The organism is Enterobacter soli ATCC BAA-2102 (assembly GCF_001654845.1).
GTDB lineage: Bacteria > Pseudomonadota > Gammaproteobacteria > Enterobacterales > Enterobacteriaceae > Enterobacter > Enterobacter soli.
This window is the reverse complement of sequence record NZ_LXES01000033.1, coordinates 1-13,457: the sequence shown is the minus strand read 5'-3', so window position 1 is coordinate 13,457 and position 13,457 is coordinate 1. Positions and strand designations below refer to the sequence as shown.

Sequence of the window (13,457 nt, the reverse complement as noted above, 5' to 3'; positions counted from 1 at the left end):
ACATGTTTACTCCCTCTCCTTGTAGGAGAGGGTCGGGGTGAGGGCAACAGACCACATAAATCCAAAAAGGAATAACATGAAAAATTCTCACACCACATTCTTTCTCGCCCATCACACCGTCCATCACATCACCTTCGATCCCAGCACCTTCACTGATGCCGATCTGCTCTGGCTCCCCCATCACGCCCAACTGACCGATGCCGGACGCAAGCGCAAAACCGACCATCTGGCAGGGCGGATCGCCGCCGCACACGCGCTCAGCGCCCTGAATGACCGCACCATCCCGACCATCGGTGCGAGCGGAGAGCCCCTATGGCCTGCGGGAATGTCAGGCAGCATCACCCACAGCGGCACGCAGGCAATGGCGATTGTCACCCGGAACCCACATGCCCTTATCGGCATTGATTGCGAAGCCATCCTCCCCGAAAGCGAAGCTCACGAAATCAAAGACGGGGTGATTGATACAGAGGAAGAGGCCGTGCTTTCCCACTCAGGCTTACCTTTCGCCCTTGCCCTGACGCTCATCTTCAGCGCCAAAGAGAGCTTGTTTAAAGCCCTCTTTCCTCAGGTGCAGGAATACATGGGCTTTGACTGCGCGCACGTGGTCATGCTAGATAACAAAACCCTCGCTCTGGCGCTGACAAAAGACGCAGGGCCGTTCAGCAAAGGGAAGCCGTTCACCCTCGACTGGACGTTGATTAACACCCAGGTCTGCACGCTGCTGGTTGAGTAAAGCTCAACGTCCTCGTCCTGCCCTCCCCCGATCATGAAGATGACTCATGTTGTAGTGAAATTAAGTCGCTTTTCCTCATCCACAGGCTCTGGCATAAATTATGCCATGTTAACTAATTCATAACATGAAAACGGCAACTGAGTAACTCAGCCCACGCAGGAATAGCCAGAAAAGCGGACCGTTTTCATCTCAGAGCCCAGGATACAAAGTACGATGAATAATAATTTTACATTTGCGATTAAACGCAGTTCATTCGATGAAAATTATAACCCCTCTGAAAACACGCGTATTACGACCAACTTCGCTAATCTGGCCAGAGGAAAAAATCGTCAGGAGAATTTGCGCAACACGTTAGTGATGATTAACAATCGCTTTAATACGCTGGCGCACTGGGATAATCCGAAAAGCGATCGCTACTCGGTTGAACTGGATATTATCTCTGTTGAAATGAATATTGGCAGCGAAGATAACAGCACGGTTTTCCCGGCGATTGAAATATTGAAAACCAGCATTATCGATAAAAAAACCAACGAACGTATTGAGGGGATTGTCGGGAATAACTTTTCCTCTTACGTCCGTGATTATGACTTTAGCGTATTGCTTTCCGAACATAATAAAAACCAGGCACAGTTCAGCATTCCTGAAAACTTTGGCGAACTGCACGGGAATATCTTCAGGCATTTCGTCAACTCCAGTGAATACAAAGCCAACTTCAAAAAGTCACCGGTTATCTGCCTTAGCGTATCCAGTAAAGACACCTATCATCAGACGGGCGTACAGCACCCTGTTCTGGGCCTGGAGTACCAGCCAGACGGCACCTCTTTGACCGAACAGTACTTCAATAAAATGGGGTTACAGGTTCGCTATTTCATGCCGAAAAATAGCGCAGCGCCTCTGGCGTTCTTCTTTGCAGGTGATTTGCTGAGTGATTATTCTAACCTTGAGCTGATCAGCACTATCAGCACGATGGAGACATTCCAGAAGATTTACCGACCTGAAATTTACAATGCCAACTCTGCGGCAGGCCAATGCTATCAGCCTGACCTGAATCACCAGGATCATTCATTAACCAAAATTGTTTATGACCGGGAAGAGCGGAGTCAGTTGGCTATTGAACAGGGAAAATATACAGAAGAGAACTTTATCAAACCTTACAAGACAATTCTTGAGCAATGGTCTGCTAATTACTCTCTTTGATTAACGAAATATAAAAGGTCATCCATTATGAAAATTTTACTTCCCACGTCGACGGCAGGCAGCTTACCTAAACCGTCCTGGCTTGCCCAACCAGAAACACTCTGGTCACCGTGGAAATTGCAAAATGAAGAATTAGTGCTGGGGAAAAAGGATGCCCTGCGTTTGTCTCTGGATGATCAACTGCGCGCGGGTATTGATATTGTCAGCGATGGCGAGCAGACGCGTCAGCATTTTGTTACCACGTTTATTGAACACCTCAGCGGCGTTGATTTTGAAAAACGCGAGACGGTCCGAATTCGTAATCGCTACGACGCGAGTGTCCCGACGGTAGTGGGTGCAGTCGCCCGTCAAAAACCTGTTTTTGTTGAAGATGCCAAATACTTACGCAAGCTCACCAACAAGCCGATTAAATGGGCGCTGCCAGGCCCAATGACGATGATTGATACGCTCTATGACGACCACTACAAGAGCCGCGAAAAGTTAGCCTGGGAATTCGCCAAAATACTCAACCAGGAAGCCAAAGAGCTTGAAGCTGCTGGCGTTGATATTATCCAGTTTGATGAGCCTGCCTTTAACGTGTTCTTTGATGAGGTGAATGACTGGGGCATTGCCGCGTTAGAGCGTGCCGTTGAAGGGCTTAAGTGTGAAACAGCAGTACATATCTGCTACGGATATGGCATCAAAGCCAATACCGACTGGAAAAAGACACTGGGTTCAGAGTGGCGACAGTACGAAGAAGCCTTCCCTAAACTGCAAACGTCGAACATCGATATCATCTCGCTGGAGTGCCATAACTCCCGCGTGCCAATGGATCTGCTTGAGCTAATCCGCGGCAAAAAAGTGATGGTCGGTGCCATTGACGTGGCAACAAATACCGTTGAAACGCCAGAAGAAGTGGCCAGTACGTTGCGAAAAGCGCTTCAGTTTGTCGATGCCGATAAGCTCTATCCGTCCACCAACTGTGGCATGGCGCCGTTATCCCGCCAGATTGCCCAGGGCAAACTCAATGCCTTAAGCGCGGGCGCAGAGCTGGTGCGTAAAGAGCTCCAGGCCTGATCGCACCGTCAACAATTTACCCCTCTTTAAGCACCTGCCTCTGAGCAGGTGCTTTTTTTTACCCGATCGCCCTCTTTCCCGTCAGGATCGTGATCCTTTTCTCCTTTTAAGAAATTAGCTGCCTAAACCGTAGACAGTTCGGAAAGGCGGCTTTATCGTTAAATTGAATAATAAATCATTATTGAATAAATATTCAATGTGGAGAAAAAGCATGAAGATGACCTTTGTAAAAACCGCCCTGTTTGCTTCTATGATTGCCGCTTCCGGTTCGTTGTTTGCTGCTGATAACGGCCTTATCGCGATAATCACCCCTTCTCACGACAACCCGTTCTTCAAGGCTGAAGCCGACGGCGCGGCAGCGAAAGCAAAAGAGCTTGGCTACACCGTGCTGGTGGCATCCCATGACGACGACGTGAACAAACAAAACCAGCTGATTGAAACCGCCATTGCCCGTAAGGCCAAGGCCATCATTCTGGATAACGCCGGGGCAGATGCCACCGTCGGCCCGCTGGAAAAAGCCAAATCCGCAGGCGTACCGGCGTTCCTTATCGATCGCGAAATCAATAAAACCGGTGTCGCCGTCGCCCAGATCGTGTCGAACAACTATCAGGGCGCACAGCTGGGAGCCGAGAAGTTCGCGAAGCTGCTGAACGGCAAAGGTAAGTACGTTGAGCTGCTGGGACGCCAGTCCGACACCAACGCCCACGTCCGCTCGCAGGGTTACCACGACGTACTGGATGATTACACCGACATGAAGATGGTGGCGCAGCAAACCGCCAACTGGAGCCAGACCGAAGCCTTCACCCGTATGGAAGCCATTTTGCAGACCAACCCCGACATCGTGGGCGTGATCTCCGGTAACGACACCATGGCGCTGGGCGCAGAAGCCGCACTAAAAGCCGCTGGCAAAAACAACGTTATCGTCGTCGGCTTCGACGGCAGCGACTACACCCGCGATTCCATCATCAAAAACAGCAATATCAAAGCCACCGTGTTGCAGCCAGGCTGGCAACAGGCACAGATGGCGGTTGAACAGGCGGATGACTACCTGAAAAACGGCAAAGTGCAGAAAGAAGAGAAACAGCTGATGGATTGCGTGCTGATTGATGACACCAACGCCAGCAAGCTGAGCATGTTCAATCTCAGCAAATAAGCGGAGGCATTATGTCGTTAAAACAATGGGGCGCTGTGCTGACCGGGTGCGCCGCCCTGTTGCTGACGGCCTGCACGGTGGTGGATCTGGATGCGGACGGCAAGCCGATAATGCCTGCCGATCCGAACGCGAAAGCGAGTTTCGACAACCAGACACCCCAGCAGATCGCGCAACAAACCTGGCAGTCACGGGTACTGGATACCGCGTCACAACACGCACTGGATGCCAGTGCGCTGAGCACGCAGTTGAAAACACCCTCTTCCACGCCGCAAAGTGTCTTTGTCCGGCTGACCGGCAAGATTGAGCGCGTGGATAACAGCAATGACCGTGAGCAAAAACTGGTGATGATGGTTAACGGTCAGCCGTTTGAGATCCAGAGCGGCCCGGTGATGCGGGGCAATGCCATTCGCGATGCGGCCGGTTTCCGTTTTGAAGAATTCACCAATCAGGTTCAGTTTGCTCAGCTTTCTCGCGCCTTTAACCGCGAGGCGGTGACGCATCTGCCGAAAGTGGATGAAAGCTGGAACGGTAAAAACGCCAGCGTGACCTTCGCCACCACGATAACCGCAGGCAAAGCTGATGAAGCCGCCGCGCTGGAACTGAAACAGGAGGCGCAGTGATGAGCGACATCCCGACTGACGACATTATTCTGCGTACGCGCGGCATTTCGATGCTTTTTCCCGGCACCGTCGCACTGGATAACGTCGACTACCGCGTCTGGCGCGGCAAAGTGAACGTCATCATTGGCGAAAACGGCGCCGGAAAATCCACGCTGATGAAAATCCTCGCGGGCGTTCAGCAACCAAGCCTCGGTGAGATGTGGCTTAACGGTAAGCAGGTTCATTTTGCCAATACCCGCGATGCCGCCGCACAGGGTATCGGCATGGTGCACCAGGAGCTGAACCTGTTTGAAAACCTGAACGTGGCAGAGAACATTTTCCTTGGCCGCGAACGGCAAAAGGGGCTGATGCCAATCCAGGAGAGCGAGCATGAAGCCCACGCCGCCACATTGCTGAAACGGCTCGATCAGCCGATTTCCCCATGCGAGCTGGTCGGCAATCTGAAAGTCGGGCAACAGCAGCTTATCGAAATTGCCAAAGCGCTGGCGGAAGACGCCGACATCCTGATCCTGGATGAGCCGACTTCGGCACTCAGCAAAACCGAAGTCGATATTCTGTTCCGCGTGATCCGCGAGCTGACCCGCCAGGGCGTTTCCATCATCTATATCTCTCACCGCCTGGAAGAGCTCATGGCAATTGGGGATGTGATTACCATTCTGCGTGATGGCAAATTCCAGGCCGAAGCACGGGTGGAGGATATCGACGTGCCCTGGATTGTGCGTGAAATGCTGGGTAGCGACCCGGTGAGCAACTTCCTCTCGCCGGGACGGACGTTTGGCGCACCGGTGCTGGAAGCGGAACACATTACCTGTGTTAACGCTGCGGGTAACTCGGTGGTGAACGATGTCAGCTTTAAAGTTCACGCGGGCGAAATCGTCGGGATTTATGGCCTGATGGGCGCAGGGCGCACCGAACTGTTCGAGTGCATGTTGGGCACCCAGCGGAACTATCTCGGCAAGCTGTGGCTGGACAGCAAACCCGTGCCGCAGCGGCTCTCGACTGCCGACCGCATCCGCATGGGCATGAGCCTGGTGCCGGAAGACCGCAAACGCACCGGGATTTTCCCCGGCTCATCGGTTGCCAGCAACCTGACCATTGCCAGCCTGTGGCGACGCCTGCAACGCGGGTTAACCATCTCGCAAAAGGATGAGCAGGCGGTGGTGGCCTCCACCATTGGCAATCTGTCGATCAAAGTCTCTTCACCTGAAGTTGAAATCCAGGCGCTGAGCGGCGGTAACCAGCAAAAAGTGGTGATTGGTCGCTCGCTGCTGACGGATCCGAAAGTGCTGTTCCTGGACGAACCCACACGCGGTATCGACGTCGGGGCGAAAGCCGACGTGTTCCGCATGATGGTGGAGCTTTCAAAACGTGGTATTGCGGTGGTCTTTTCCACGTCGGATTTAAAAGAAATCATGGCGGTATCTGACCGCATTCTGGTGATGTCCGGCGGCAAACTCACCGCCGATATCGTACGCGATCGGGCCGAAGAATCGGCACTGGTAACGGCAAGTGCTCAGGGGTTCTGATATGAAAACGACACAGTCTGTCGCGCTGGCACCACAAAAAGGGGCAGCGCTTTCCCGGGAAAATATCCTGCTTTTGCTGCTCAAAATGCGCACCTTTATTGCGCTGTTCCTGATTGTGGGCTTCTTTACTATTACCGTGCCAGGCTTCCTCTCTGCGGGCAGCCTGGTGATCATGATTAAACACATTGCGATCAATGCCTTCCTGGCGCTCGGGATCACCTTTGTGATCATTACCGCCGGGATTGACCTGTCGATTGGTGCCACGCTTGGCCTGTGCGGCATGGTCGCCGGCTGGCTTATCACCAAAGGCATTGTCCTGCCGATGTTTGGCATTGCCATCTTCCCAAGCGTCTGGGTGATTGTCCCCATTGTGTTGCTGATTGGGGCGCTGATTGGGGCGGTGAACGGCTGGATCATCACCCGCTACAACGTGGCGCCGTTCATCTGTACCCTGGGTACCATGTACGTGCTGCGCGGTACGGCGATGCTAACCTCTGACGGGCAAACCTTCCCCGGCCTTGCCGGTAATCCGCAGTTGGGCAATACAGGCTTTGACGAGATTGGCGCGGGCACGCTGCTCGGAATTCCGTGGGCCATCTGGATGATGATCGTGCTGGCCGTGGTGATTGCCTATATTGCCCGCCGTCTGCCGTTTGGCCGCCACGTGTACGCCATCGGTGATAACGAGCGCGCGGCGGAGCTTTCCGGCGTGAAGGTGAAACAGGTGAAAGTGCTGGTCTACACCCTCTCCGGCCTGTGTGCGGCCATTGCCGGGATTGTGGTTTCGGCTCAGCTTCTGGCCAGCCACCCGGCGAACGGTACCGCGTTTGAGATGAACGCCATCGCTGCCGTAGTACTCGGCGGAACATCGCTGGCAGGCGGACGCGGGACTATCCTCGGCACGCTGATTGGTGCCTTCGTGATTGGCTTCCTCGCCGATGGGCTGGTGATGATGGGCGTGAGTGAGTTCTGGCAAATGGTGATTAAAGGGATTGTGATTATCGTGGCGGTTATTATCGACCAGATGCAAAACCGGATGCAGCAGAAAGCGGCCGTGGTTGCGCAGAAGGCGGTGATGGAAGGGAAATAGCGATTCAATTTGTAGGCCGGGTAAGGCGCAACCGCCACCCGGCAAAACTTACACCTCTGCTTTCAGCAAGCTCCTTGCCGTCGGGTAATCGGTGATCAACACATCGATATAGTCCCCTTCCAGCGCCCCGCGAATGGCGTTGCGCTTCTCTGGCCCACCCGCCAGGGCAATCACCTGCGGACAGGCACGGATCTGGGAAAGCTCCATGCCAATCACCGGATCTTCTTCGTGGCTCAGCACCTGTTTGCCCTGCGCATCGTAGTAATGCAGGCAGATATCCCCTACCGCGCCGCGCTCAGACAGCAGCCTGAGCATATCCTCGTTGTAGTAGTTCCCTGAGTTTTTCAGCAACTGCGACGGCTCCAGCTCGCCGATACCGACAATCGCCACATCCACTTCGGCAAATTTACTAACCACCGCCGCCACGTCCGGGCTGCCCACCAGCCGGGCGCGCTCTTCAACGGAGTGCTCGATACTCTGCGATGGTAACAGCCACGCCGGGCAGTCCAGATGCGCCGCCAGCTGTTGCGTCAGGATAGTCGCCTGCACGTTACCGTTTGGCCCGACGCCGCCCAGAAGCTGGATAACCCCTGCGGCGCGGATATTCTGCGGGTGCATTTCGTCCACCATGCAACGGATGGTGCTACTCCAGGAGGAAATCCCCACCAGATCGTCAGGGCGCAGGCGTGTTTCAACATAGTGCGCCGCCGCGCTGCCAATGGCGTGTTTTACCTGCGCGTTAGTCGGGTTGTCCCCCACATCCACCACAATGGCCTGGCGAATGCCGTACTGCTCTTCCAGCGCCTTCTCCAGCGACACAAAAATATTGGTTGGCTGGACGACGGTGATTTTGACCAGCCCCTCTTTCTGGCAGCGCGTTAAAGCACGTGATACAAAAGACTGTGAGAGGTGCAGCAGCGAGGCAATCTCGGACTGTTTTTTATTTTCGCTGTAGTAAAGCGTGGCAATCTTCACCAGCAACCGTTGTTCATCCTGCTTTGACATGGCGTTCCCCCTGATTTCATACCTGTATTTTTATTCATTGGTGAATAGATAACAAGGGAGCGCGCATTTCCTGAAGAGATCCGAATGTGATCGTTTTCGCTTTTTTTGCAAAGAGCCCGTTCGGGGCGTAGACAAACCCTGAATCCGGGCATATCTTATCATTATGAATAATAAATCAGCATTGAATATATATTCAATGACGTAAAAAATCCCGTGTCCGACGGGCTCTTCCTTACCCTGATTGAATAATTATTCATTACAGATTATAAATTCAGGAGGTGTTTTATGAATCCGTTTTCGCTCTCCGTTGCGGAGCTCGAAAAAAAGGCACGCTCGATTCGTCGGCGGATCATCGTGCTGAATGCTGAAAGTCCTGCGGGTGGTCACACCGGTGCAGATCTCTCTCAGGTGGAACTTCTCACCGCGCTCTATTTTCGTATCCTCCACTGCTCACCGCAGCTGAAGGACAGCGACGAACGCGATATCTATATCCAGTCCAAAGGTCATGCGGTGGGCGGTTACTATTGCGTGCTCGCTGAAGCGGGCTTTATCCCGCTGGAGTGGCTGGCCACTTATCAGCACGCGGATTCTCACCTGCCAGGCCATCCGGTGAAACACAAAACCCCGGGCATTGAGCTCAATACCGGTGCGCTCGGCCACGGCCTGCCGGTTGCGGTGGGCATCGCTCTGGCCGCAAAACGCAACAACAGCAAGCGCCGGGTCTTTGTGGTGACCGGTGACGGCGAGCTGGCGGAAGGCAGCAACTGGGAGGCGGCGCTGGTTGCCGCCCACTATCAGCTGGATAACCTGGTCATCATTAACGACAAAAACAACCTGCAACTCGCGGGCTCAACCAAAGAGATCCTCAACACCGATCCGCTCGATGAAAAATGGCGTGCGTTTGGCATGGAAGTGACCGAATGCAGCGGCAATAACATGGCAGATGTGGTGGCGACGCTGGAAGGATTACAGCCAAACGGGAAACCGCACGTGGTGATTGCCCACACAACGAAGGGCGCCGGGATCTCCTTTATTCAGGGTCGTCCGGAGTGGCACCACCGTGTGCCAAAAGGCGAAGAGGTGGAACTGGCGCTGGAGGAACTGAAAGATGAGTAATAGCGAACATCTCGCCACCGTGATGGTAGATGCCTTTATCGATGCGGTCGACAGAGGGCTGGATCTGGTTCCCGTGGTGGCGGACTCCACCTCTACTGCCAAAATCTCGCCGTTTATCAAACGATTCCCTGGCCGCCTGGTGAACGTCGGGATCGCCGAGCAGACCCTGGTCGGCACCGCCGCCGGGCTGGCGATTGGCGGCAAGATTGCGGTCACCTGTAACGCCGCGCCGTTTTTGATCTCCCGCGCCAACGAGCAGATCAAAGTCGATATTTGCTACAACAATACCAACGTCAAACTGTTTGGCCTGAATGCCGGTGCCAGCTACGGCCCTCTCGCCAGTACCCACCACAGCATTGACGACATCGCCATCATGCGCGGTTTTGGCAACATCGAGATTTATGCCCCGTCCAGCCCGGCAGAGTGTCGTCAGATTATCGACTACGCCCTGGAGCACGTCGGCCCGGTCTATATCCGTCTTGACGGTAAAGCCCTGCCGGAACTGCACGACGAAAGCTACCGTTTTGCGCCGGGCAACATCGATGTGCTGCGTGCGGGCCATGACGTCGCTCTGGTTGCAATGGGCTCGACCGTACATGAAATAGTGCAAGCGGCCGCACAACTCGCCGCAGAAGGTATTGACGCCAGTGTTATCAGTGTCCCATCTATTCGTCCTTGTGATACCAAAGCGCTGCTGGCGGCCATCAAACCGTGCAAAGCCGTGGTGACGGTGGAAGAGCACAACGTGAACGGTGGCGTTGGCAGCCTGGTGGCGGAAGTGCTGGCCGAAGCCGGGTGCGCTATCCCGCTACGCCGTTTAGGTATCCCTGACGGGCAATACGCGATTGCGGCCGACCGCGCCTCCACGCGCGCGCGCCACGAAATAGATGCAGCAGGCGTCATCAGACACGCCCGGGAACTGCACGTAAAACAGGCATCCTGAAAAATAAAAACAACATCTTACTGGAGAGAACGCAATGTCCCGAATTCCTCAACAACTCACCATGGGCGTGATTATCGGTAACCGGGGATTTTTCCCAAGCTACCTGGTCGCAGAAGCGCGTGAACAGGCCATCGCGCTGTTTGGCCGTCTTGGCATCAACACCATTATGCTCGACCCGAGCCAGACGGAGCTTGGCGGAGTTGAAACCCGTCAGGACGCAAAAGCCTGCGCCGACCTGTTCCGCGCCCATCGCGATGCCATTCACGGCGTGGTGGTTCTGCTGCCTAACTTTGGCGACGAAAAAGCGATTGCCGAAACCCTGCGTCTTTCCGGCCTGAACGTGCCGGTGCTGGTGCAGGCCGAAGAAGATAATCTCGACAAAATGGGCCTGGCCACCCGCCGCGACAGTTTCTGTGGCAAGATCTCACTGTGTAATAACCTGCGACAGTACGGCATCCCGTTTACCCTGACAACCCAGCACGTCTGCGCGCTTAGCGGTGAAGTCTTCGAACAGGATCTCCGTCGTTTTGAGCAAGTTTGCCGTGTGGTAAGCAGTATGCGGGGTGTGCGTGTCGGGGCCATTGGTGCGCGTCCGGCGGGCTTTAACACCGTGCGCTACAGCGAGAAGTTGCTGGAACGGCTGGGCATTGCCGTGGAAACGCTCGACCTGTCTGAAGTCTTTACCCGCATCAAACTGCTGCGTGATCACGATATCCGCGTCGATGAAAAACGCCGACTGTTGCTCGATAACGCCGATGCCAGCGGCATTCCGGCGGACAAACTGGTCACGATGGCAAAACTGTTTGTGGTGCTGAGCGAATGGATTGTTGCCAACGACATCGACACCACCGCGATTCAGTGCTGGACGTCATTGCAGGAAAACCTCGGAATTAACGTTTGCTCGATCATGAGCGTGATGTCCGGCCAGCTGATGCCAAGCGCGTGCGAAGTAGACGTGATGGGCGCGCTCTCCATGTATGCCCTTGCCAGCAGCAATCTGAACCCGGCTTCCATTGCCGACTGGAACAACAACTTCGGCGACGATCGCGACAAGTGCGTACTGTTCCACTGCGGTAACTTCGCCGCCACCAGCCTGGAAACACCGCACATGGGCACGGCTGACATCATCGGCACCACCGTGGGCAAAGAGAACACCTGCGGCGCGGTACACGGCCGCCTGAAAAGCGGCCCGCTGACCTACTTCCGCCTGAGCACTGACGACCTGACCGGTGAAATCAAAGCCTACGTGGGCGAAGGCCGTTCGGTGGACGATCCTCTGGATACCGTCGGGTGCCGCGCGGTTATCCAGGTTCCGCATCTGGAAAATCTGCTGTCGTGGATCTGCCGCAACGGGTTTGAGCATCACGTTGCCATGAACCACTCCTCAAGCGCAGAGATCCTCAACGAAGCGTTCACCCGCTATCTTGGCGTGTCGACCTATCTCCACCAGTAAGGCCGGAGGCCGCTATGTCGGTGAACAAGGATATTATTATTGCCCTCGATGAGGGCACGACCAACGCGAAAGCCGTGGCCTTTGATGGCAACGGCACTATTGTGGCCCGTTTCTCACGCGCGCTGGAGATCCAGACCCCGCGTGAAGGATGGGTGGAGCAATCCGCAGAGCTGCTGCTTGCAGCATCGATTGACGTCATCTCTCGTGCCATCGGGGCCGTTGGCGCAGAACGCGTGGCGGCGTTAGCCATCAGCAACCAGCGTGAAACCGTGGTGGGCTGGTATCGGGAAACAGGGCGGCCCATCGCCCCGGCCCTGAGCTGGCAGTGTTCACGCACCTCTGCGTTTTGCCACGCACTGCGCGAGAAGGGTCACGAGCCGCAGATCAAAGCCGTGACCGGCCTGCCGATGGCGCCGCTGTTTTCTGCCTCCAAAATGCGCTGGCTGCTGGATAACACTGCTGACGGTTTGGCCCGTGCTGAGCGAGGGGAAATTTGTCTCGGCACCGTCGACAGCTGGCTGCTGTGGCAGCTCACCCAGGGCGAGAGTTTTTACTGCGATCACGCCAACGCGGCGCGCACGCAGCTGATGAACCTGCAAACGGGTGACTGGGATGCGGATATGCTCGCATTGTTTGGCATCCCGCGCGAAGCCCTGCCTGCCATTAAACCGTCGAGCGGCCTGTTTGGCACAACAACAGGCTGGACATCCATTCCTGACGGCATTCCGGTGCTGGCCATGATTGGCGATTCCCACGCCGCGCTGTTCGCTCATGGACTGGGGGCTGAAGGCTGCGTGAAAGCCACTTACGGAACGGGATCGTCCGTGATGGCACCGGTGATGTCTGCCGATTGCGACGTAACATCGCTTGCCACCACGGTTGCCTGGCACGACGGAAATACGCTGGTGTATGGCCTTGAGGGCAATATTCCGCACACCGGAGATGCAGTGGCGTGGATGGCCGACAGCACGGGGCTGAGCGAACTTCCGCCGCAGGAGCTGGCGCAGGCGCTGAACGACTTGCCCCGCACGGTCGATTCAACCCTGGGGGTGTTTTTCGTTCCGGCGCTGACCGGGCTTGGTGCCCCCTGGTGGGATGAAAACGCGCGCGGTCTGATCCACGGATTAAGTCGCGGCGTGAAACGTGCGCACCTGATCCGCGCCGCGCTGGAGTCCATTACCTACCAGATTGCCGACGTGATAACCGCGATGCGTGCCCATCAGGGTTTCACGCTCAGTGCGCTGATGGTAGACGGTGGGCCAACCAAAAATGACTGGCTGATGCAGTACCAGGCCGACCTGCTTGGTTGCCCGGTGATGCGTAGCGACGTGGCAGAGCTTTCCGCCACCGGTGCGGCGCTGCTGGCGCGCAAGGCGTTGATGAATCTGACGACGGCGCAGCTTAGCCAGTATCTGCCGGAACACGTGACATTTGCGCCGGATATGGCGCGACATGCACGGTTGCAACAGCGCTGGCAGGCGTGGCAGCACGCCGTGGCGCTGGCGAGAAAGTAAAAACGAAACGGCAACAAGGTTGTAATGCCTGTCAGTGAAGCACGGTGGAGG

12 protein-coding genes are annotated in these 13,457 nt (G+C 55.4%); 11 read left to right on the top strand and 1 reads right to left on the bottom strand.

Going from position 1 to position 13,457, the window contains the following annotated elements; genetic code table 11:
* Positions 1-76: 76 nt before the first annotated feature.
* From entD to M987_RS11325, 7 genes are all read left to right on the top strand, one after another.
* Complete coding sequence (entD, locus tag M987_RS11355) at positions 77-733, top strand: enterobactin synthase subunit EntD (RefSeq protein WP_014069258.1); 657 nt, start codon at positions 77-79, stop codon at positions 731-733.
* A 213-nt stretch (positions 734-946) separates the two neighbouring features.
* Positions 947-1,930, top strand: a complete 984-nt coding sequence (locus tag M987_RS11350) for a DUF1852 domain-containing protein (RefSeq protein WP_014069257.1) — start codon at positions 947-949, stop codon at positions 1,928-1,930.
* Between the two features lie 27 nt (positions 1,931-1,957).
* The gene (locus tag M987_RS11345) at positions 1,958-2,986 is read left to right on the top strand and encodes a methionine synthase (protein ID WP_014069256.1); all 1,029 of its coding nucleotides are present in this window, start codon (positions 1,958-1,960) and stop codon (positions 2,984-2,986) included.
* A 211-nt stretch (positions 2,987-3,197) separates the two neighbouring features.
* The gene (locus M987_RS11340; protein WP_014069255.1) at positions 3,198-4,139 is read left to right on the top strand and encodes a D-ribose ABC transporter substrate-binding protein; all 942 of its coding nucleotides are present in this window, start codon (positions 3,198-3,200) and stop codon (positions 4,137-4,139) included.
* An 11-nt stretch (positions 4,140-4,150) separates the two neighbouring features.
* Positions 4,151-4,759: a DUF2291 family protein gene (locus M987_RS11335; protein ID WP_014069254.1), complete on the top strand. Its 609-nt coding sequence runs from the start codon at positions 4,151-4,153 to the stop codon at positions 4,757-4,759.
* Entirely contained in the window at positions 4,759-6,285 is a 1,527-nt protein-coding gene (locus tag M987_RS11330) for a sugar ABC transporter ATP-binding protein (protein WP_014069253.1), read from the top strand. The genes M987_RS11335 and M987_RS11330 overlap by 1 nt, the downstream gene beginning before the upstream one ends.
* 1 nt (position 6,286) lies before the next feature.
* Positions 6,287-7,375: an ABC transporter permease gene (locus M987_RS11325; RefSeq protein ID WP_014069252.1), complete on the top strand. Its 1,089-nt coding sequence runs from the start codon at positions 6,287-6,289 to the stop codon at positions 7,373-7,375.
* A 48-nt stretch (positions 7,376-7,423) separates the two neighbouring features.
* Here M987_RS11325 and M987_RS11320 read toward each other — a convergent pair whose 3' ends face one another.
* On the bottom strand, positions 7,424-8,380 hold the full coding sequence (locus M987_RS11320) for a sugar-binding transcriptional regulator (protein ID WP_014069251.1): 957 nt from the start codon (positions 8,378-8,380) through the stop codon (positions 7,424-7,426).
* Positions 8,381-8,665: 285 nt separating this feature from the next.
* Here M987_RS11320 and M987_RS11315 point away from each other — a divergent pair, with 285 nt between their 5' ends.
* Genes M987_RS11315 through M987_RS11300 form a run of 4 tightly spaced genes read left to right on the top strand, consistent with a single transcriptional unit; the run spans position 8,666 to position 13,406 of the window.
* On the top strand, positions 8,666-9,496 hold the full coding sequence (locus tag M987_RS11315) for a transketolase (protein ID WP_014069250.1): 831 nt from the start codon (positions 8,666-8,668) through the stop codon (positions 9,494-9,496).
* Positions 9,489-10,439, top strand: coding sequence for a transketolase family protein (locus M987_RS11310; protein WP_014069249.1), 951 nt, complete (start codon positions 9,489-9,491; stop codon positions 10,437-10,439). The genes M987_RS11315 and M987_RS11310 overlap by 8 nt, the downstream gene beginning before the upstream one ends.
* 34 nt (positions 10,440-10,473) lie before the next feature.
* The gene (locus tag M987_RS11305) at positions 10,474-11,892 is read left to right on the top strand and encodes an L-fucose/L-arabinose isomerase family protein (protein WP_014069248.1); all 1,419 of its coding nucleotides are present in this window, start codon (positions 10,474-10,476) and stop codon (positions 11,890-11,892) included.
* 14 nt (positions 11,893-11,906) lie between these two features.
* Positions 11,907-13,406 carry an FGGY family carbohydrate kinase gene (locus M987_RS11300; RefSeq protein ID WP_014069247.1) on the top strand — a complete coding sequence of 500 codons (1,500 nt, stop codon included), beginning with the start codon at positions 11,907-11,909 and terminating at the stop codon, positions 13,404-13,406.
* Positions 13,407-13,457: the final 51 nt, after the last annotated feature.